This is a genomic window from Alteromonas sp. 4NH20-0104 (assembly GCF_057547795.1).
In genome coordinates, this window is record NZ_BAAJLP010000023.1 from 32,350 (window position 1) to 53,160 (window position 20,811).

The following is a 20,811-nucleotide window of genomic DNA, read 5'->3' on the forward strand; positions in this document are numbered from 1 at the left end:
TTAATTTATTAAATTTTTTAATTCTTCAATATCAATTTCAATATTAAAATCGCTATCCGCGGGTTTTAATATATGATTATAATCCTGAGCGGCTTTAGTCTTGTTCCTAAAAGAATAATCTCGTCGATTGTCCGGACAGAACTCTATAATTTTCGCATTCTCTCTACAAAAAATAGTATTTACAAAAATAGAACCATGAGGACCAACAATATTTTTTGCTCTGGCAAAAAGAGATATTATCTCTAACAACCCTTCCTCACCTGTTAAGCATTTAAACCCGCGTTCATTAGTCAAAAAGTCTTGAACTTCTTCGTTATTTGTTACGCCTCGACGCCCAACGTGATTCCGACTCAGGTATAAACCCTCTATCGGGGTTTCAGTTCTGGGATCTATATCAAAAAGACTAAAGTAGCCCTGGATTAACCAGTCATACTGCTCTTGAGTCATCGTTGTCCAAAACTTCGCTTCATTTACACCAAAAAATAACTTTGATGCTTTAATTAGGCGATATTTTGGCGCAGTTCTAAATATTGTATCTTCACTAAAACCACATGCTTTTAAGTGCAGGGGAAAATCAACAACCCGATTATACTTGCTGCAAAGCACACGCGGGTTATTGAAGTGTTGGTCCCGCCATGGAAATAACCTAAGCAAACTGTCATGCAAATGGCCATACGGATACCAACCATGAGCAGACATAGCATAAATGGCCTCAACATCTGTAGGTAGCACTTTAGCTCCAGCGATGTCGTCGGGCGTAATGGTTGCCGTTTCAGCAAGAATTTCCTCATACCTGCGCTGAACTTCAATTTTTCTTAACTCAGGATCAATGAGTGTCTGTCCGTGCAATGTCCCTTTCCACCAAAAAATGATTTCGTATAACGTTTCATATATTGGCTTTAGATTACTATCCAACACAGCTGATGTTTTAGTATCTATATACACATCTTCATAAATATTTTTATATGATTTGATGTTAGTAAAATTAATTGCAGCATCTAAAAACATATTATTTTTTACTCCTGTTTATAGATAGCTCGAAATCATCAGCGGTTACAGAAATTCGTTTTACGCTGATATATCTTTCATCTTCGTCCCAATGTTCTTCCACTGGTTTACGGGTATCACTTTCAGCGAAGGGGTTCCCTTCGCCTTTTTTAATAACAAGCTTGTAGCTTCCCGCTGGGATTCTTTTTCTAAGTGTCTCGATGATCATTGAACGGTTGTAGTAACACCAAGGGTCAACTTTATTGAATATCTGATGATCAAATACTTCACCATCTCTAATTAAGGTGAAATCTAAAAAGCAAATATGAGGGCCTATATTCGTATCGAAATAAACCTCAAAGAACCCGCCTTCATATTGGAAATCGATTTCCACGCTTTGAGAAGAGTCGATGGTGAATTCGCTTTGTTTTATAAGAGGGATAGAGTAGTTCTTTTCAGCAGTCAGCTTGTAGCCATCGCTTTGTTTAGCAAGAGCAAGACGTTTATCAAACTCTCTTATCAATTTCTCCAGTTCACTATTTATTGCCATCGCGTAGCATTGCGCGCCATCGAGCGTGGTATGTACAGCATCTCTCAAGTACTTTTTTGGATCGTCCTGAAAATCAGGCATTTGGCTTCTGAGATCTAAAAAGTCCAAAGAGAACTGTTGGGTGCTTTCGCTGACTTGATTAAATGAATTTGGTAAATTATTGAAATTGTTAACTCTAGGAAAAAATACCCATAAAGGTAAGCAGTTGATACTGAGTAGTGCGTAATTCAATAAATCTATCTTAAAAGCGTTGAAGCCAGGCATACTTGGTGTTAGCCAATCAATAATGCAAATATCAGGTTTTTTATCTAATACATCTTGCATAAAAGAGTAGCCTGCATATTCAAATTGACTAGCTCCAAAGGCTACTTTTTCAATAGATTCAAATTGAGTAGCACACGGCATTTCCTGTAACTGCTGAAAGTACCCGGTTTCATTTTTCTGTGCAGTTACACTTGCGCCATAACAAACTAATTTCATTTATCATTACCTAAAATCTGCAAATCTTGAATTGTTAAATTCTTCCCCATAATACAAGAAAACTTTAACTCACGCTCAGCATCGTGATCTTTATGTGGTTGCTTGACCTTTTCGAAATCTAAATCCTTATCGATTAACTGGATCGTTAATTCGACGTCCTCTTCGAAGTTTCGCATGAATTGTCTGGGCTGAATGCGTTCATAGTAACAGTGAGCATCCAACTGACAGAATTCTTGTATTGTCGTACCATTCGCTTTTACGTTAACCCACCCAGAAGTTGGTCCTACAACTGAAATCAGCCCCCAAATTTCGCCTTTGAGCTTCATTGAAATTATTTCATTTGGTTTTAACCTAAAGAACCTAAATTCCTGCCCGGAACTTGGGTAGGTATAGATTTCAGTATCCTTACCGTTGATTTGTGGAAAATAAAACCCTGCTTTGAGGATTTCAGAATCACCACGTTCAAACGGAGACTCTAATACAGTCAAATTTAAGTTTTCAAAAATGTGGTCAGATACCAACTTGCTGCCTTTAGGCGACGTATGAACATTATCCCTGTAAATCTCTTTCCAATCAGGATCGCTCAGCTCTTTTCTCATATCTTCAAAAACCGGATACGTATCTATAACAGGTACGTTCGCTAATTTAGCAGCATTACGATGCTTTTCTCTAACAAATTCACCTTCACCATTTTCATAGTCGCTTCTAAAATTATTCACAAGTACTACTTTTTTGGAGATTCCTTTGAGGAAAGTTAACGATTCAAAAACAACGTCTTCCATCACATCCAAGGGCGTTAAACCAATGTTAAGGTCACCTGTTGAGTATTCATAAACTGTTAGATCAAATACTTCATTTTCTGGAATGTCTAAGGTTGAAAGATTACATAAACCAAAAATGGACCCTGTTGCACCCGTTGCCAGTATGGTTTGATTAACGATATACCCTGCATCTTCAAGCTTTTTATTTAGCTCAGGTCTATAACCATTCTTTTGGGCGGTTACACTTGCTCCAATGTACAAAACGTTAATAGTTTTTTTAGAGTTATCAATTGAAACGGCGTTCGCAGCAACCTCATTCAACTTGGCATTTGCCTCGAAGTTGTCGAAAGTCTTCAATTTGACTACCTGCGAGTAAATAGAAGTTAAACTGTGACACATTTCGTTGAGTTTGCTTTGGGGAATATTCTCTAAGAAAGTAAATAATTCAGGGCCAATGTCCTTTTCCCAAAAAATTACGCTTTTCATCAGTTTGTCACTAAAAGGGAATTCTTCAAAAACAGCTAAATCGTTAGAAAATAAAACAGGTATACTGCCAACCGCTATAGACTCCCAAAAACGCAAGGTATTGGGGCCTGCACCTTCTGGGCATAACGAGAATTTCGAATCTGATAAAATGGCATTGTATCGAAAAGTACGCTTATGGTGCTCGTCGATATGGTGAGATTCAATTTCTTTGTTAAGTACCTGCTCCTCATAAACGACTTTGTTGAAATGCCATTCGTTTCCAAGGTCCACAAAAATATCATCCCTGCCGCAAGCTTTAGCTGCTTCAAACATTTTGATTCTGCTGTCATCCCGATAATGCTTCATATGCGCGCCAATGAATGAAGCAAGAAGGTTACGTTCGGCCATTGGCTTCCTCTCCATTCCTTCATTTCTTTCCGGTGCTTCATAATTCACAGCAATCAGTGACCACCCGTGTAATCTTAAATTTGTACCGATCTCTTTTTGTATCAGTTCGCTTTTAGAATCTTTGTGAGATAGATAGAAATCTGTAATACCCAGCCATTCGGCCTTTTCAAGCATTCTAATCCAATGAATATGCTGACAAACACTGTGAACTAACAGCTTAAACCCATTGGTTTCGGCAATCTCTTTGTATTGGTTAATCAAACTTTTAAGGCGTAGTAAGTAAGACTCTGGGAACAGCTTCTTGTCTACATAAGTTGCCCAAGGTAAGGGTATATATAAATGAACTAATTTGTTAGTAATATCTATGTGGTCGCCAGGGTTGAGCATTAAATGATTTTCGAATGCTTGCTTTTCGGTAGCACAAGGATATTGCCAAAAATTGATATCGGTAGGTGAATTTGGTTTTAACGCAATTTCATTGACATAAGAATTAACTACAGGAGGGATCAGGCCGATCACGTTGTAATAACCGGTATCGTCTCGATAAGCTCGAGAGTCAACAGATAACCGATATTGAAACTCAAACAGATTGTTAAAATAAACCCTGTTATTGAACTCTACTGTTCTAAAATTCGGTGATTTGATATCGGTTATAATACCGTTTTTTATTGCATAGAGTAATTCCGTAGCCTTTGCGTGTTTTACCGGCTCAAGCGCTAACGTTTTTAGCGTATGTGGCTGGGCAGCTTCCTCAGCTTCTTTTCTCCATCGCTCAAGAGTTTTATTGATCTTGATCGAATTAATATTACTGTTCGAATGCTTAACCCATACATCAAAGTCCATACTTGCCGGGGAATCGAGTTTTTCGCCAGGGTAAACATAAGCTACCCCGCCAAGAATTCGCTCATCTATTTTTTTATTATAAGTACGCACTTGAGTTTCGTGGGCATGAATACTTTTAACGAAATTTACCGGGTTATGAACAGACCATCCGTTTACTGCAAATAAATACGCTATCTTGTTATCGCAACGGGGTACCCCCATTGGAAAGTCTAATAAGTGCATAAAACTATCGGATAGTTTCTCTCCAACATTCATCGCCCAAGTATCTTGAGACCAGTGAGGATTAGGATGCTTTTCGGTTTTGCCGCTGAGCAACTCCCATCTTGAAAGTGCAAGGAATGATTTTGGTTCGGATAGCACTTCGGTTAGCTTTGCAACGGAATTGTCAAAATAGATATCAGAATTACAAAGCACAGAGATACCAAAAGAACAATATTGTTGAGTCAGCTCAATCCAGTATTTGTAAGTCATTCTTTTATCTACATGAAGAACTTCCATGTTATCTGTGATAAAAGGTGCAACACAACCATCATCAATAACGACAATTAATTTATCAATATGAGGGTTATCAGCATTTTGCCGGAGGCATAAGTCTATTTCATTCTGCCTCCCCTCATCTCCGCACTGATAATAGGGAAAAAAAACACTAATCACTCTTAATACTCTCCATTGAGTTATAGTTAAACCGGTCCGCTATTAATTTATAGAAATCTGAACTCTCAAATTCATTATATTCTTCTTTAGTAAGCTCTCGTCTCGCTCTCGGCCCAATTATGTCACCAGAACGCCCACTGTCTCCAGTAACTTGGAAGATATTAAACGTGGTGATAAAGCTATCGTCAAACGGTAGCTCAAGAGCCTCAGTCACTTTCAACATAACGTCTTTTGGATTTAGGACAAAGTCTTCATAGCGATATATCTGTGAGTCATCATATTCGGCAAGGAATACCCAAACTCTTTTACAATATTCATCGAATGTTTTAGGTGAAAAATGCAACCAGTTATTTTTAACCAGTGAAATATACGCGTCTATAGGATCTCTTAATGTGACGACTCTCAGCAATTCAAATTCGTCTGATAATTCCTTGGCAATCGTCGACTGAGTGCTGAACTTCTCTCCAACACAAAAATCGGAATGTGTATGATCTCTTATGACTAAACAACCTGAGTATTTATCTATGTGCTTAGATGTCTGTATGATACTTAATCGAAATATATTCCACGCCAGATGTTTAATATCAGGAACATTTGCATACCTAGCCTGTGTAGTCACATCGGCAGGAAGAAACTTCGGTTTACCCCCACCTTGATGCAAGGTAGTGGTTGGGTGCAGCTCACTTAACAGAAAAACATTTGGTAACGCTGCTAAACACTTAGATATTAGTGTCCCCCCGCTACACGCAAAGTGGTGTATGATCCTTAACCTAGGCTTATTGTTGCCTTGAGCTACGACTTGCTTGCATCGTTCTAATAAGCTCTGTGTTTCGTTTACCTTAAGCTCATTCAGGTTTGTCTTCGGGGGTTTGATACCACCATTAGTCTTTATTAGCTCTAAAGCCTCTGCTAATTCGTTATGGAGGATTTCTAAATCAGCTTGAATCCTACTCACTATTGCCGCCTAGAAGTTCGGGATTACTACTTTCTAATTTCCGATAGAAGTTGGCAGCTTGTTGCAATTTCTCGTGTAACTCTGCGATCAATTCTTTTAGCGATGTTTCGCTTTCTACCTTTTCAGCGTACTTCGTTCTTAAATTATCAAGATCGATGTGTAACTTCATATTTTGTTTAGTCGTCAGTTCCAACGTTGCGCTATGCTGCATACTCAGTTTATTACTTTCATCCGCCTTTCTTTTTAACGCTTCATTATATTGTTCAAGGGCTTTGTATTTCTCTTTATGTAACTTGAAGCTCTCTTCAATATCCTGCTGTTCTTGTTTAAATTGAGCAATGTCTTCCTCTAGCTGTCTACGAACAGCCTCATCCGCCTGTTTGTCTTGCCGTAAACGTTCTAACTCTTCCTGGGCACTCGTAAGGCTTTGCTTAGTTTCTTGTAAAGTTTGCGACCACTGCTCTGCAGACGTTTGGCTTTTGGCCTTTATTTGAGCCAGGTTTTCTTCTAACTCGCTACGTGCAGCTTCTTCCGCCTGTTTGTTTTGCCGTAAATGTTCTAACTCATCCTGGGCACTCGTCAGGCTTTCCTGCGTTTCTTGTAATGTTTGCGACCACTGCTGTGCAGACGCTTCGCTTTTGGCCTTTATTTGAGCCAGGCTTTCTTCTAACTGGCTACGAGCAGCTTCTTCCGCTTGTTTGTCTTGCCGTAAACGTTCTAACTCTTCCTGGGCACTCGTCAGGCTTTCCTGCGTTTCTTGTAATGTTTGCGACCACTGCTGTGCAGACGCTTCGCTTTTGGCCTTTATTTGAGCCAGGCTTTGTTGTAACTTGCTATTAGCCTCTTCACTGCACCTATTAGCTTCGCTAGCTTGTTGGAGTTCTTCTATATAATCTTCAATTTCTCTCTGCTTAGCCGAAACTAACTCTTCTAACTTCGCTTTCTCCAGAGCATGTCGCTCCACAGACTCTTCCAGTGTCTGAATCCTTACTTCGTTTGCTCGGATGTGCAGTGTTTTAGCCTCTACTTCTTCATTCCGTTCCTGATAACTATCCCGGAATGCATTAATTGTAGACTGAAGCTCATCTAAATTTGACTTAAGCTCTGCCACTTCAACATGCAATTGTTGATTTAATTCAGTTTTGTTCGATAGATCCAAAGTTAAAGCATCAACTTGTGCAGTAACGGCTTCAATAGTTTCGGCTGCTTTTTTTAATTCATCTTCCTTTGCGGAAACCTGTTGAGTTATTTCACCATGCTGCTGAGTGAGTGATTCACATTGTGTTGTTAATCGTTCATTTTCTTCCTTAAGAGTTTCTGACTTACTCTTAAGAGTATCACGCTCGTCCGCTAATACCTGATTGATGTGCCGTTCTTCGTCCAACCTTTGCTTGAGCCTTTCTGCCTGCATTTCGAGCGTGGCCAACAATTTGGTTTTGCGATCAAAAATAGCACTTACTACCAGAATATCTGGATCAGAATCATCGACCGAGGACTCTTCAAAGTATTGTTTTTCCAGCGCACACATTATCTGTGCGTAATTATACGCACCTTCATACAATGATGTTGTACCACAGGTAACCGTGATTTTTTTGAAACGCTGCAGGAGCTCTTGCGAAGTTAATTCTTCTATAATCTGGCCGGCAATATCAGGTAAATCTATTATTAACTCATAAGCTACTTCAGGTTCAAAATTTCCCAAAATTGATCGAAGCCCGCTTACCTCTAATTCAAGTGTTTTAGTAACTTGCAAGCCAGGAAAAAGCGCTTTAAGGCCCGTAGGAGATTTAAAAGAAGAAAACTCACTAACATTAAAGACATTAAACTGCCTGGTATTTTCTGAACCATCTATGTCCAAGCATACATTTATGATTTCTACATGCTCTTCTGACTGAAACTTTTCTCTCAGTTTTTCGCACAGCCCATGCTGCGCTTCGACCAAGATAACCTTCTCATAGTCTCGGGGATTTAATATGATCGATGACGCCTTTCCTGCGCCGAGCCAGAATAAAGTTGGTTTCATTTCACACTAATCCTTAATCTTTATTCAGCAGCTTAGGAGAGACCATACGGCCCTCTGCCAATCCATATTTTATGTAATGAATCAACGGATTCATGCCTGATTCAGCAACATCAGGATTTTGACGTAAATACCAATCCCCATCAAATGACGCACATGGCAAGCGGCCTTCTTTTGCACCATAAACAAGGTAATGTTCAGCGGGGTCTATCCCTGCATCCTTAATGTCTGGATAGGAATTAAGATACCAGTCAACATCGAATAATTCACTGGTATATAACAGGCCGATATTCTGCTTAAGAATCTCGTTGTCTTTATCTTCTTTCCTTAGCTTTTTAGATACTGCTCTTGCTGGCGCTCCTAGCTTCCATGTCGCCGAAGTTTTGATTTTATTGAGCTCATATTCAGCGTACTGCAACTTGTCAGTAGTACTAAGTAATTCTCTCATTATCTTTTCGTACTTACTTTCCAAGTGAGAAATTTCGCGTTTTAAACGTTTTGTGTCGCGAAGTCCTTTCGTTTTAAGCTTCGCTTTTTCATCTTTTAACTTGTTGAGTTCTTCATTTAAGCTATTTAGTTTTTTGTTCAAATTACTCAGCTCAGCACTGTAGCTCTCTACAACGGACAGTAACTCTTTGACTTTATCTTCGTTAAATTTTTTCGCAGAGTGAGTTTCTTCGAGTTCAGATTTCAGGTGCTTAATATCTTCTATCGCGCTTTCTAATTTTACCGATTCGCCCACAAGTATATTAATCCTAGACTCAATTAATTCCTTCTCTGCATAACTTTCTGACAGCTGCTGTTCACATGTTTGCTTAATTTTGGACTCGTTCACTTTTGCATTTCGAAAGGCTTGGTCTAAATCTGCAACTAGCGATTGTTTTAACTGTAGCTCATCTTGCAAAGATGAAACGGTCCTTGTAAGCAATTCTCTTTCCGCATGCAACTCTGCATTATCTGAGGATAGCAATTCAAGTTGATGTTGCAGTGCAGTAATTTGTTCATCCTGCTCAACCAATCTTTGTTGTTTAGATTCCAATTCTACTTGAAACGTGATCAGGTTGTTTTGCAGAATTTGTCTCTCAGCTAACAGATCTGCATTTTGTAATTTTGCCTTCCCAGCTTCATCCTGAACCTGTAGTAACTGTTTCTGAAGCTCACCAAAACGCTGTTTGTCAGATTCCAGCCTATCTTGTAAGTTAACAATTGAATTACTGAGCAGTTCCTGCTCTTTGGTTAAATCATCTATCGTCACCTTGCAGGTTGAATATTCAAGCTCAAGTGACTCATTCAATTTTTCAAGGCTTTCCTTATATTGATTTTGCGAAAGTTCCTGCATTACAAGTTGGGATATATCGAATTTCGTTTTATCGATGGCTCCGGATATACTGCTGGCCTGCAATGATTGGCAAAGTGCATCCAATTCTTCGTGTTGTTCTATGGCCTTCTGCGCTATTAACCTAACAACCTCTGTTGCATCTGATCGTTCAGTTATTACGATCTCAGTATTGCATCCCAGCTTCTCTCTTTGTAACGAGTTATCAAGTCCATTAGCTACTACCTTTTTCAAGTTGACCAATGACAGATTGCGACGTGACTTGCGATGAATATTTAATAATTCAGAATAGAGAGAAACATAATAGTCTATTGTTTCTACAACACTTTGATTGTTTGAGAACGCCTCAGCGAGACTTTCCTCAGGGGCTTCATAACAAAGAACGATATCTGTGGTTAGAGCCACCAACTCTTTGAGGTCAGCAATATTAACAGAGTTTTCGACACAAACTTTTTGTTCACCAATTTCGATATCAGAAACTTGCTTGATTTTAAAAAAAGAACAATTGGCAACTACCAATTGCCAAACTGGCGTATTTGAAAGTGTTAAAAGAACTGTCATTAGTTACTCTACAAAACCATTAATGCGGAATTAATACTGAAATCTCAATACCTATCAAGATAGTTTAGCTTCTTTTGTCTGTTTTATTAGTAAGAGCTCAGAGAAAACAATAACTTTGCTCAGTTGTTGTTTAAAAAATTATTTGTGAATTGGATATTGTAGAAACTCGATTTATTTGCATAGCGGATTCATCCTGAACGACACTCGTAATTTTTACTTACTCTACCATCATACTTCTTTCATTGCATTTCTTCAGAGTAATGACGACAGCATTAACTTACAAATTTATCATCTATTGTAAGTATTTACCTGAATCCACTACTTTCTCTTTTTTTCTGAAATAATACAATAGACTAAGACTCTAATGAAGTGTATTGAATGCTGCGTGGCGGATAAGAAAGCTGGTGATAATACATCCGAGAAACAACCTGATGTTAATTATCATTGAGGACTGATAAAACAGAAAATGATAACCACCTGCTAAAGTAGGTGGTTTAGGGCTAAAAACAAAAAACCCGCCAGCGGCGGGTTTTTTAATCGAATCGGTTAAGCGTGAGCTTAGCCGTTATCGAGTAATTGCTTACTCTTCAGTTGCTTCTACTGCTTCTTCTTCAGCTTCTACAACCGGGCGGTCAACTAACTCAACGTATGCCATAGGCGCGTTGTCGCCAGCACGGAAACCGCATTTTAAAATGCGAAGATAACCGCCTGGGCGAGTTTCGTAACGAGGACCAAGCTCGTTGAACAGTTTACCTACTACTTCTTTATCACCGGTGCGAGCCATAGCCAGACGACGATTTGCAACGCTGTCTTGCTTAGCCAGAGTGATAAGAGGCTCAATTACGCGACGTAATTCTTTCGCTTTTGGTAACGTCGTTTTGATCACTTCGTGCTTGACCAAAGAACCGGCCATGTTTTTAAACATAGCTTGACGATGGCTGCTGTTGCGATTCAACTGACGACCACTCTTACGATGGCGCATAGTTTTATCCTTCTAAAAAATCAGTTTCTTTTAAACCTGATTAATCTTTTTCAGCGATGCTCTCAGGCGGCCAGTTTTCCAGGCGCATGCCCAGAGAAAGTCCACGTGAAGCGAGAACATCTTTGATCTCAGTTAGCGATTTCTTACCTAAGTTAGGAGTTTTAAGTAACTCAACTTCGGTACGCTGAACCAGGTCACCAATATACTGGATAGCTTCTGCTTTCAGACAGTTAGCAGAACGTACTGTTAATTCCAGGTCATCGACAGGACGCAGCAGAATAGGATCGAACTCTGGTTTCTCTTCTTTCTGCACTGGCTCAGAGATATCACGCAGTTCTACAAACGCATCCAGTTGTTCAGCCAGGATGGTTGCACTACGACGGATGGCTTCTTCAGGATCTAAAGTACCATTCGTTTCCATATCAATGATCAGTTTGTCCAGGTCGGTACGCTGTTCAACACGCGCAGATTCTACGGTGTAAGCAATACGCTCAACTGGGCTGTATGATGCATCTACTAATAAACGACCAATTGGACGATCATCTTCTTCAGAGGAACGACGAGTTGACGCTGGAACGTAACCACGGCCCATTTCTACTTTAATACGCATGCTGATTTCAGCTTCGCCGGTTAAAGTACAAACAACATGCTCAGGATTTACGATTTCTACGTCACCATCATGCTGGATATCACCAGCTACAACAGGGCCAGCGCCAGATTTCACCAGAGTCAGAGTCGCTTCGTTTTTGCCTTCTAAGCGAACCGCCAAACCTTTAAGGTTCAACAAGATTTCGATTACATCTTCTTGAACACCTTCTTTGGTGCTGTACTCGTGAAGGACGCCGTCGATCTCAACTTCAGTTACCGCACATCCAGGCATGGATGACAGTAAGATGCGACGTAAGGCGTTACCCAAAGTGTGGCCAAAACCACGCTCCAGGGGTTCCAAAGTTACTTTGGCACGAGTAGGAGAAACGTTTTCGATCTCAACTAATCTCGGTTTAAGGAATTCAGTCACAGAACCCACAATGCTTCCTCTTTAGTTAGCTTTACTTAGAGTAAAGTTCGACGATCAACTGTTCGTTAATTTCGGCAGACAAGTCAGTTCTTTCAGGAACACGCTTGAACGTACCTTCCATTTTGTTGCTGTCTACTTCAATCCAGGTTGGCTTCTCACGTTGTTCAGCCAGTTCCAAAGCAGCCGCGATACGCGCTTGCTTTTTAGCTTTTTCACGAACAGAAACCACGTCTTCGGCAGTAACGTTAAACGATGGAATGTTTACCACTTTGCCATTAACTAAAATAGCTTTGTGGCTAACCAGCTGACGTGCTTCTGCACGAGTGCTGGCAAATCCCATACGATAAACTACGTTATCAAGACGCTGCTCAAGCAGTTGCAACAGGTTTTCACCGGTGTTGCCTTTCAGACGAGCCGCTTCTTTATAGTAGTTACGGAATTGCTTTTCTAAAATACCGTACATACGACGGACTTTTTGCTTTTCACGCAGCTGCACACCGTAGTCAGACAGACGACCACGACGGGCACCGTGCTGACCAGGCGCAGTTTCGATTTTACATTTAGAATCGATTGCGCGAACGCCGCTTTTCAGGAACAGGTCAGTTCCTTCACGACGGCTAAGCTTGAGTTTTGGACCCAAATATCTTGCCATGTTCTTTCTCCAACTGTCCGTCGATTAAACGCGACGTTTTTTCGGTGGACGACAACCGTTGTGAGGGATAGGCGTCACATCGGTAATGTTTGTGATCTTGTAACCTGTAGCGTTCAGGGCACGGATCGCAGACTCACGGCCTGGACCTGGACCTTTAACGAAAACTTCAAGGTTTTTCAGACCGTATTCTTGCGCGGCTACGCCGGCACGCTCAGCAGCTACCTGTGCAGCAAATGGGGTTGATTTACGTGAACCACGGAAACCTGAACCACCAGATGTTGCCCACGCAAGTGCGTTGCCTGAACGATCTGTGATAGTCACAATTGTGTTATTGAAAGACGCATGGATATGAGCCATACCGTCTGCAACCTGACGTTTAGCGCGCTTACGCGTGCTACGAGCTGGTGCTTTTGCCATAACTTATTCTCCCCGTTTACTTCTTAATTGGCTTACGAGGACCTTTACGGGTACGCGCATTAGTTTTAGTGCGCTGACCACGTAGAGGCAAGCTACGACGGTGGCGAATACCACGGAAGCAACCCAGGTCCATCAAACGTTTGATGCTCATTGAAACTTCACGACGTAAGTCACCTTCTACAGTGAATAACGCCACTTGTTCACGAAGCTTCTCGATAGTTGCTTCATCAAGCTCTTTGATTTTTGTATCTTCTGCAACACCAGCGCCTGCACAAATGCTTTTTGCACGTGTAGGACCAACGCCGAAGATTGCCTGAAGGGCGATCACAGCGTGCTTGTGCTCAGGAATGTTAATGCCAGCGATACGGGCCATTAACAGCACTCCTCTTAATTATAGTCGACGGCCTAAAAAGCCCGATAGGATACTTACCCGTCGAACAAATTGCAAATAAAAGGTGATTAATTCATCTGCGCCGAAAGCAGAACCTGATGTCAGGTTCTGCTTACAGCTTTAACAAATCATTCACCGCGTTGATTAGCCTTGACGCTGCTTATGCTTAGGGTCAGAGCTACAAATCACGCGCACAACACCGTTGCGCTTGATGATTTTGCAGTTACGGCAAATCGTTTTTACTGATGCACGAACTTTCATTACATCACTCCGTAGTAGGCTTATCTTAGCGGCCGTAGCCTTTAAGATTCGCTTTCTTCAGAACAGACTCATACTGACTTGACATCAAATGGGTCTGCACCTGTGCCATAAAGTCCATGATAACAACTACGATAATCAGAAGTGACGTTCCACCGAAGTAGAAAGGCACGTTCCACGCAATCAACATGAACTCGGGCACTAAACAAATAAAGGTTATATACAAAGCGCCAGCAAGTGTCAGGCGAGTCATTACCTTATCGATATAACGCGAGGTTTGTTCACCCGGGCGGATGCCTGGGATAAATGCACCGGATTTCTTCAGGTTATCTGCTGTATCACGCGGGTTAAACACCAGCGCAGTATAGAAGAAGCAGAAGAAGATAATCGCAACTGCATATAACATCACGTACAACGGCTGACCAGGCGATAGCAGTAATGCTACATCCTGTAACCAGGCCATTGATTCATTTTGTCCGAACCAGCCCGCAATGGTACCAGGGAACAGAATGATACTGGAAGCAAAGATTGGTGGGATTACCCCGGCCATGTTCACTTTAAGTGGTAAGTGCGTGCTTTGCGCAGCATAAACCTTACGGCCCTGCTGACGTTTCGCGTAGTTTACCACAATACGACGCTGGGCGCGTTCAACAAACACAACCAGGTACGTTAAGCCTACTACAATGGCGCCAATCAACAGCAGCAACAACATATTGATGTCACCCTGTCTTGCTTGTTCCGCAGTCTGACCTATCGCTGTTGGCAGACCGGCAACAATACCAGCAAATATCAATATAGAGATACCGTTACCGATACCTCGTTCGGTAATTTGCTCACCCAGCCACATCAGGAACATTGTCCCGGTGACCAGGCTAACTACCGCTGTAAAGTAAAATCCGAAGCCAGGATTAATCACCAAACCACTAATCAGGTTAGGCAGGCCGGTAGCAATACCGATAGACTGGAATGTAGCCAGAACCAACGTTAAATAACGCGTGTACTGACTAATTTTACGTCTGCCTGCTTCACCTTCTTTTTTCAACTCAACCATTGGCGGATGCACAACAGAGAGCAGCTGCATAATAATCGATGCAGTAATGTAAGGCATAATCCCCAAAGCCAGAACTGATGCACGCTCAAGCGCACCACCGGAGAACATGTTGAACATCTCTACGATGGTACCTTTTTGTTGCTCGAACAGTTGCGACAGCACTGCAGCATCAATACCAGGAATAGGTACATATGAACCTAACCGGAATACTACAATCGCACCAAGTACGAACAACAACCTTGCTTTAAGCTCACTCAAGCCGCTTTTTGCGCCCGAATCCAATCCTGGTTTCGCCATTTAGCTTATTCCTCTACTTTACCGCCAGCAGCTTCAATCGCTTCTTTGGCACCTTTAGTAACCTTCAACCCGCTAACAGTAACAGCGCGTGATACTTCACCGCTCTTCATTACTTTAACGAACAGAACGTCTTTCTTGATAAGACCCGCTGCTTTCAAAGTATCTAAAGTTACTGTTTCGCCTTCAACCTTAGCGATTTCAGTCAATGTTACCTGATCGGAAACAAAGCTCTTACGAGAGGTGAAACCGAACTTAGGCAGACGGCGCTGGATAGGCATCTGACCACCTTCGAAGCCAGGCTTGATAGAACCACCTGAACGGCTGGTTTGGCCTTTATGACCACGACCACCAGTTTTACCAAGACCAGAACCGATACCGCGACCTACACGCTTAGCGCTTGGCTTTGATCCTTCGGCAGGAGAAATTGTGTTTAAACGCATGTCTTACTCCTCCACGATCTCAACCATGTAATATACACGGTTGATCATGCCACGAACGGCTGGGGTATCTTCGAGTTCACGAACATGGTTGATTTTACGCAGGCCTAAACCTTTAAGCGTCGCTTTGTGCTTTGGCAGACGGCCAATTGCACTTTTAGTTTGCTTTACTTTAATCGTTGCCATGTCTGATTACCCCAAAATTTCTTCTACAGACAATCCACGTTTCGCTGCGATACCGGCTGGCGAGTTCATCTCGGTCAGCGCGTTAACGGTTGCACGAACAACGTTGATTGGGTTTGTAGAGCCGTAACATTTTGAAAGTACGTTCTGCACACCAGCTACTTCAAGTACTGCACGCATTGCACCACCGGCGATAATACCAGTACCTTCTGATGCAGGCTGCATGTAAACTTTAGAGCCAGAGTGACGACCTTTAATAGGGTGCTGCAGTGTGTGACCGTTAAGGTCTACACTAACCATGTTACGACGGGCTTTTTCCATCGCTTTTTGGATAGCGGCTGGCACTTCACGTGCTTTACCGTAACCAAAACCAACACGGCCATTGCCGTCACCAACTACTGTCAATGCAGTGAAACTGAAGATACGACCACCTTTAACCACTTTAGATACGCGGTTAACAGCAATCAATTTCTCTAACAGTTCACCTGTTTGAACTTCTTGTTTAGCCATTATTAACTCCTAGAACTGAAGGCCAGCTTCGCGAGCTGCATCAGCTAATGCTTTAACGCGACCGTGGTATTTGAAACCGCTGCGATCAAAAGCAACATCTTTGATGCCTTTTTCGATAGCGCGTTCTGCGATTAATTTACCGACTAATGCCGCTGCTTCAGCGTTGCCAGTTGATTTCAGATCTTTAGCCAGATCTTTTTCAACCGTAGAAGCCGCCGCCAATACTTCAGAACCGCTAGGAGCGATTAACTGAGCATAGATGTGGCGAGGTGTACGGTTAATCACCAGGCGATGCGCGGCCAGTTCACGAATTTTAGCGCGTGCGCGAGTTGCGCGACGCAAGCGTGCTGCTTTCTTATCCATCGTATCACCCACCTACTTTTTCTTAGCTTCTTTACGACGTACATGTTCGTCTGCATAACGAACACCTTTGCCTTTGTAAGGCTCTGGTGGACGGTAAGCGCGAATGTTCGCCGCAACCTGACCAACTACCTGCTTATCGGCGCCTTTAACGACGATTTCAGTTTGGGTCGGAGTTTCAACTGTAATACCTGCTGGCATTTCGTATGCTACAGGGTGAGAGAAACCCAGAGTCAGGTTCAGTTTATTACCCTGTGCTTGCGCACGGTAACCAACACCTAACAGCTGCAGTTTTTTCTCAAAACCTTGCGATACACCTTGTACCATCGAGTTTATCAGCGCACGAACAGTACCAGCCTGAGCCCATGCATCCGGGTAACCTTCGCGAGGTAACGCCTTAACCTGGTTCTCTTCTTGTACTACTTCAACTGCGTTGTTAAATACGCGGCTTAATGTACCGTTTTTACCTTTGATTGTGACTTCTTGACCTGAGATTGTAATCTCTACGCCAGAGGCGAGGTCAACAGGGGCCTTTGCTACACGTGACATTTCAACTCCTCCGTTACGCTACATAACCGATGATCTCACCGCCCATGCCTGCTTTACGCGCAGCACGGTCAGTCATCACACCTTTAGAAGTTGACACGATAGCAACACCTAAACCACCCATTACTTTTGGAAGCTCATCTTTTTTCTTATAGATGCGCAGACCAGGACGGCTTACACGTTCAATTGTGTCGATTACTTGCTTGCCTTCGAAGTACTTAAGAGTTACTTCTAAAACAGGCTTAACGTCACCAGATACAGCGTATTCAGTTACGTAACCTTCAGCTTTCAGTACTTCAGCTACCGCTACGCGAAGCTTAGACGAAGGCATAGTTACAGAAACTTTCTGTGCCATCTGGCCGTTACGGATGCGGGTAAACATATCCGCGATAGGATCTTGCATGCTCATATCAGCTACTCCTTACCAGCTGGCTTTTTTAAGGCCAGGGACTTCACCGCGCATCGCCGCTTCACGCAGCTTGATACGGCTCAGACCGAACTTACGTAGGAAACCATGTGGACGTCCAGTTACACGGCAGCGGTTTTGCTGACGAGATTTGGCGCTATCACGTGGTAATTGTTGCAGCTTCAATACAGCATCCCAACGCTCTTCTTCAGAAACGTTAACATCGCTGATAATCGCTTTAAGCGCAGCACGTTTTTCAGCATACTTAGCAACAAGCTTTGCACGCTTTACTTCACGAGCCTTCATTGATTCTTTTGCCATAACCCTACACCTTATTTTCTGAATGGGAAGTTGAACGCACTTAGTAATGCGCGCGCTTCTTCGTCATTGCCAGCACTGGTAGTGATGGTGATATCCATACCACGAACTTTATCTACCTTATCGAAATCGATTTCAGGGAAGATAATTTGTTCGCGTACACCCATGCTGTAGTTACCACGTCCGTCGAACGACTTAGCGTTCAGACCACGGAAGTCACGGATACGTGGAATTGCAATCGAAATTAAGCGCTCTAAGAATTCCCACATGCGCTCGCCGCGCAGGGTTACTTTACAGCCAATCGGATAACCTTCACGGATTTTAAAACCCGCTACTGATTTACGTGCAACTGTAACAATTGGCTTTTGACCAGCGATAGCAGCCATATCGGCTGTCGCGTGCTCAAGAACCTTCTTGTCAGCAACTGCTTCACCTAAACCCATGTTCAGAGTGATTTTTTCAATCCGAGGGACTTGCATGACGCTTTTGTATCCGAACTGCTTCGCAAGTTCAGCTACTACTGTTTCTTTATAGAAATCATGCAGTTTCGCCATCGTACTCTCCAATAAATTAAACGAGTTCGCCGTTAGACTTAAAGAAACGAACTTTCTTACCGTCTTCCGTACGGAAACCAACGCGATCAGCTTTACCCGTTGCCGGGTTAACTACCGCAACATTAGAAACGTGAATGGATGCTTCTTTTTCAATAATACCGCCAGCTTCACCCAGTTGTGGGTTAGGCTTTTGGTGTTTCTTGGCAAGATTTACACCTTCAACGACTACACGGTCTTCAGAGGTCAGAACACGCACGACTTTGCCTTGCTTGCCTTTGTCTTTACCCGCTAATACGACTACTTCATCATCACGACGAATTTTTCTAGCCATTATCGTGACTCCTTATAGTACCTCTGGGGCCAGTGAGATGATCTTCATGAAGTTATCACTTCTCAGCTCACGGGTTACCGGTCCAAAGATACGCGTACCAATTGGTTGCTTGTTTGCATTAAGCAAAACAGCCGCATTACTATCGAAACGGATGGTTGAACCATCTGCACGACGAATGCCTTTTCTAGTACGCACCACCACTGCGTTCAGAACGTCACCTTTTTTTACTTTACCGCGAGGAATTGCTTCCTTGACAGTAACTTTGATGATGTCACCGATACCTGCATAACGGCGATGCGAGCCACCAAGAACCTTAATACACTGAACCCTGCGAGCGCCGCTATTGTCAGCAACGTCCAGGTTAGTTTGCATTTGGATCATGATTAATGCTCCGCTGTTAATTATGACTCTTCCGAGTCTCCGATTGTGCTAAAAACGACCATTTTGGCCATTTTTAAACCATACCCCGCTAAAAAGGGCGCGAAATAATAACAGAAAAGAACGGGGGAGTGTAGCCGGAATTTGAATTATTTTTAGCTAATAGCTGAATAAGTGCATTTAACTGTTAAAATATGTTTCCAATTGGCGTGGATGCCAGGAAGTACCGGCCGGATGCCTTGTGGAACATCCGGCTCAGATAGAGAAATATACGCGTTTTTGGGTTAATTGACGATATTTATTTCATAGCCCGAACTGGTTTCGGCTGGTTCAACGGTTATAAAATAATTTTTTGTTTCGTTAAACCCATAAAGCGGGTAGCGGAATAACAGGTATTGTTCTTCAGCACTGTCTTCATGCACTGCGATAACTTCATAGTAATCCGCCGGCACCACGTCTGAATTGGTCTCGGCAAATCCAATGTGCTGGGTGCTATATTCGGCGGTATCAATAGTTTCATCGTGTCTGACCATATAGAAGTCTACATCGGCATAATCATCGACCAGATTGACAAAATTAATGGTTTTATCGTAGGCCTGAGATGCCGAACTCTCAACGAAACTCAGCGATGCCAATGATGCTTCGTTTTGGTAGATAACAATGGCCTTACTTTCACTTTGATTGAGCGTAATCAGCTTATTGTTCATGGTGGTCAGACTGCCATCTGCGATAGTGGCGGTAATTCGATAATCACCGTATTCCACTTCGGTAAAGTCACTCACTTCGCCTGGGGTAAGTTCTACGCTAATGGCTTCATCTTCGTTATCGCCGGTAAAGGTCACTGTAATCGGTGAATCGGTATTTAAGCTGTTATAAATGCGGTACTGAGAGGTCGCGTCGACATCGGTAACTTCATACACCGTGGTAGAATTTAACACCACATCAAGGGCCATACCGTTCTGGATAGCGCCGGACAGGTCACGGGTAACCAGCACGTATTCCGTATTGTAAGCCAGGCTTAAAGTAGGCGTTTCAAATATCACTACATCTGAGCCCGGCTCGGTAAGATAAAGGGTGTATTCATCTTCATTAAAATCGTCACTGTCATCATCGCCATCCCAGTAGGTATACTCGGTTAATTCACCACTGTTGATGGTGCCCAGATAATTAGCCGCCTCGAATGGGTCGCCTGAATCGCTCATGTACAGGTCGAAGGTAGTGGTGGTGTCAAACATGGTGGAGGTGGCCATCAGCCGGAAATGGTCTTCCAGCGATTCGCGGTAATATTCGAAGGTATCAAATACCGGCGCTTCAAAGTCACCACTTAACACCACCAGCGTTTTGTAAGAAGTTTTAAGAGTAACGGTAATAGTATCGATCACCACTTCCTGATCGTCACTGTCGATACGGTAAAATTCCAGTTCCAAATCGCCTTTATCACCGGATATCAACGCACTGGCATCACCAAACTGGGCATAACCGAGGTCCGAGCCGTCCACCTCACGCATATAAACCGTGGCTCCATTAGGTGAGCCGTTGTAAAAGTGCAGGTACGCGGCATCATAATCGCTGTTGGTAGAATCGCTGGATCCGCCGCAGGCTGTTAACAATAACGTTAACAGCGCAGCCATCGCCAGGCGCATTATTATTTTAGAGTGAGTAAACATGTAGTATTGCTTCCTTGAGATAATCAAAAATCATC

At 42.6% G+C, this 20,811-nt stretch carries 24 protein-coding genes; all 24 read right to left on the reverse strand.

Annotated elements, in window-relative coordinates; translation table 11 throughout:
* Window positions 1-1,008, reverse strand: coding sequence for a glycosyltransferase family 61 protein (locus AC27IB_RS16000; protein ID WP_487122154.1), 1,008 nt, complete (start codon window positions 1,006-1,008; stop codon window positions 1-3).
* Window position 1,009: 1 nt separating this feature from the next.
* Window positions 1,010-2,017, reverse strand: coding sequence for an SGNH/GDSL hydrolase family protein (locus AC27IB_RS16005; RefSeq protein WP_487122156.1), 1,008 nt, complete (start codon window positions 2,015-2,017; stop codon window positions 1,010-1,012).
* Complete coding sequence (locus AC27IB_RS16010; RefSeq protein ID WP_487122158.1) at window positions 2,014-5,148, reverse strand: exostosin domain-containing protein; 3,135 nt, start codon at window positions 5,146-5,148, stop codon at window positions 2,014-2,016. Before AC27IB_RS16010 ends, AC27IB_RS16005 begins: the two co-directional genes overlap by 4 nt.
* The gene (locus AC27IB_RS16015; protein WP_487122160.1) at window positions 5,141-6,103 is read right to left on the reverse strand and encodes a hypothetical protein; all 963 of its coding nucleotides are present in this window, start codon (window positions 6,101-6,103) and stop codon (window positions 5,141-5,143) included. The genes AC27IB_RS16010 and AC27IB_RS16015 overlap by 8 nt, the downstream gene beginning before the upstream one ends.
* Window positions 6,096-8,126 (reverse strand): hypothetical protein, encoded by a 2,031-nt coding sequence (locus tag AC27IB_RS16020; protein WP_487122162.1) that lies wholly within the window; start codon window positions 8,124-8,126, stop codon window positions 6,096-6,098. Before AC27IB_RS16020 ends, AC27IB_RS16015 begins: the two co-directional genes overlap by 8 nt.
* Window positions 8,127-8,139: 13 nt before the next feature.
* Window positions 8,140-10,020, reverse strand: coding sequence for a hypothetical protein (locus tag AC27IB_RS16025; RefSeq protein WP_487122164.1), 1,881 nt, complete (start codon window positions 10,018-10,020; stop codon window positions 8,140-8,142).
* A gap of 580 nt (window positions 10,021-10,600) precedes the next feature.
* Window positions 10,601-11,002, reverse strand: a complete 402-nt coding sequence (gene rplQ / locus AC27IB_RS16030; RefSeq protein WP_070176332.1) for a 50S ribosomal protein L17 — start codon at window positions 11,000-11,002, stop codon at window positions 10,601-10,603.
* Window positions 11,003-11,042: 40 nt separating this feature from the next.
* A complete protein-coding gene (locus AC27IB_RS16035; RefSeq protein WP_123324765.1) occupies window positions 11,043-12,032 on the reverse strand; it encodes a DNA-directed RNA polymerase subunit alpha in 990 nt (329 codons plus the stop codon).
* Window positions 12,033-12,051: 19 nt separating this feature from the next.
* Window positions 12,052-12,672 (reverse strand): 30S ribosomal protein S4, encoded by a 621-nt coding sequence (rpsD, locus tag AC27IB_RS16040; RefSeq protein WP_070176334.1) that lies wholly within the window; start codon window positions 12,670-12,672, stop codon window positions 12,052-12,054.
* Window positions 12,673-12,696: 24 nt separating this feature from the next.
* The gene (gene rpsK / locus AC27IB_RS16045; protein WP_012519215.1) at window positions 12,697-13,089 is read right to left on the reverse strand and encodes a 30S ribosomal protein S11; all 393 of its coding nucleotides are present in this window, start codon (window positions 13,087-13,089) and stop codon (window positions 12,697-12,699) included.
* Between the two features lie 16 nt (window positions 13,090-13,105).
* A complete protein-coding gene (gene rpsM / locus AC27IB_RS16050; RefSeq protein WP_070176335.1) occupies window positions 13,106-13,462 on the reverse strand; it encodes a 30S ribosomal protein S13 in 357 nt (118 codons plus the stop codon).
* A 162-nt stretch (window positions 13,463-13,624) separates the two neighbouring features.
* Complete coding sequence (gene rpmJ / locus AC27IB_RS16055; protein WP_070176336.1) at window positions 13,625-13,741, reverse strand: 50S ribosomal protein L36; 117 nt, start codon at window positions 13,739-13,741, stop codon at window positions 13,625-13,627.
* Between the two features lie 25 nt (window positions 13,742-13,766).
* Entirely contained in the window at window positions 13,767-15,086 is a 1,320-nt protein-coding gene (secY, locus tag AC27IB_RS16060; protein WP_487122170.1) for a preprotein translocase subunit SecY, read from the reverse strand.
* Window positions 15,087-15,091: 5 nt separating this feature from the next.
* Window positions 15,092-15,526, reverse strand: coding sequence for a 50S ribosomal protein L15 (rplO, locus tag AC27IB_RS16065; RefSeq protein WP_487122172.1), 435 nt, complete (start codon window positions 15,524-15,526; stop codon window positions 15,092-15,094).
* A gap of 3 nt (window positions 15,527-15,529) precedes the next feature.
* Window positions 15,530-15,709: a 50S ribosomal protein L30 gene (gene rpmD, locus AC27IB_RS16070; protein WP_014950907.1), complete on the reverse strand. Its 180-nt coding sequence runs from the start codon at window positions 15,707-15,709 to the stop codon at window positions 15,530-15,532.
* Between the two features lie 6 nt (window positions 15,710-15,715).
* Window positions 15,716-16,216, reverse strand: a complete 501-nt coding sequence (gene rpsE / locus AC27IB_RS16075) for a 30S ribosomal protein S5 (RefSeq protein ID WP_487122174.1) — start codon at window positions 16,214-16,216, stop codon at window positions 15,716-15,718.
* A gap of 9 nt (window positions 16,217-16,225) precedes the next feature.
* On the reverse strand, window positions 16,226-16,579 hold the full coding sequence (rplR, locus tag AC27IB_RS16080) for a 50S ribosomal protein L18 (protein ID WP_487122176.1): 354 nt from the start codon (window positions 16,577-16,579) through the stop codon (window positions 16,226-16,228).
* 12 nt (window positions 16,580-16,591) lie between these two features.
* Complete coding sequence (gene rplF, locus AC27IB_RS16085) at window positions 16,592-17,125, reverse strand: 50S ribosomal protein L6 (RefSeq protein ID WP_487122178.1); 534 nt, start codon at window positions 17,123-17,125, stop codon at window positions 16,592-16,594.
* A gap of 13 nt (window positions 17,126-17,138) precedes the next feature.
* Window positions 17,139-17,531 carry a 30S ribosomal protein S8 gene (gene rpsH, locus AC27IB_RS16090; RefSeq protein WP_487122180.1) on the reverse strand — a complete coding sequence of 131 codons (393 nt, stop codon included), beginning with the start codon at window positions 17,529-17,531 and terminating at the stop codon, window positions 17,139-17,141.
* 12 nt (window positions 17,532-17,543) lie between these two features.
* Complete coding sequence (rpsN, locus tag AC27IB_RS16095; protein WP_487122182.1) at window positions 17,544-17,849, reverse strand: 30S ribosomal protein S14; 306 nt, start codon at window positions 17,847-17,849, stop codon at window positions 17,544-17,546.
* Between the two features lie 11 nt (window positions 17,850-17,860).
* Window positions 17,861-18,400, reverse strand: coding sequence for a 50S ribosomal protein L5 (gene rplE, locus AC27IB_RS16100; protein ID WP_487122184.1), 540 nt, complete (start codon window positions 18,398-18,400; stop codon window positions 17,861-17,863).
* 16 nt (window positions 18,401-18,416) lie between these two features.
* Window positions 18,417-18,731, reverse strand: coding sequence for a 50S ribosomal protein L24 (gene rplX, locus AC27IB_RS16105; protein WP_296051096.1), 315 nt, complete (start codon window positions 18,729-18,731; stop codon window positions 18,417-18,419).
* A 12-nt stretch (window positions 18,732-18,743) separates the two neighbouring features.
* Window positions 18,744-19,112 (reverse strand): 50S ribosomal protein L14, encoded by a 369-nt coding sequence (gene rplN, locus AC27IB_RS16110; RefSeq protein WP_105934286.1) that lies wholly within the window; start codon window positions 19,110-19,112, stop codon window positions 18,744-18,746.
* Between the two features lie 281 nt (window positions 19,113-19,393).
* Window positions 19,394-20,776 carry a DUF4397 domain-containing protein gene (locus tag AC27IB_RS16115; protein ID WP_487122187.1) on the reverse strand — a complete coding sequence of 461 codons (1,383 nt, stop codon included), beginning with the start codon at window positions 20,774-20,776 and terminating at the stop codon, window positions 19,394-19,396.
* Between the last annotated feature and the right edge of the window lie 35 nt (window positions 20,777-20,811).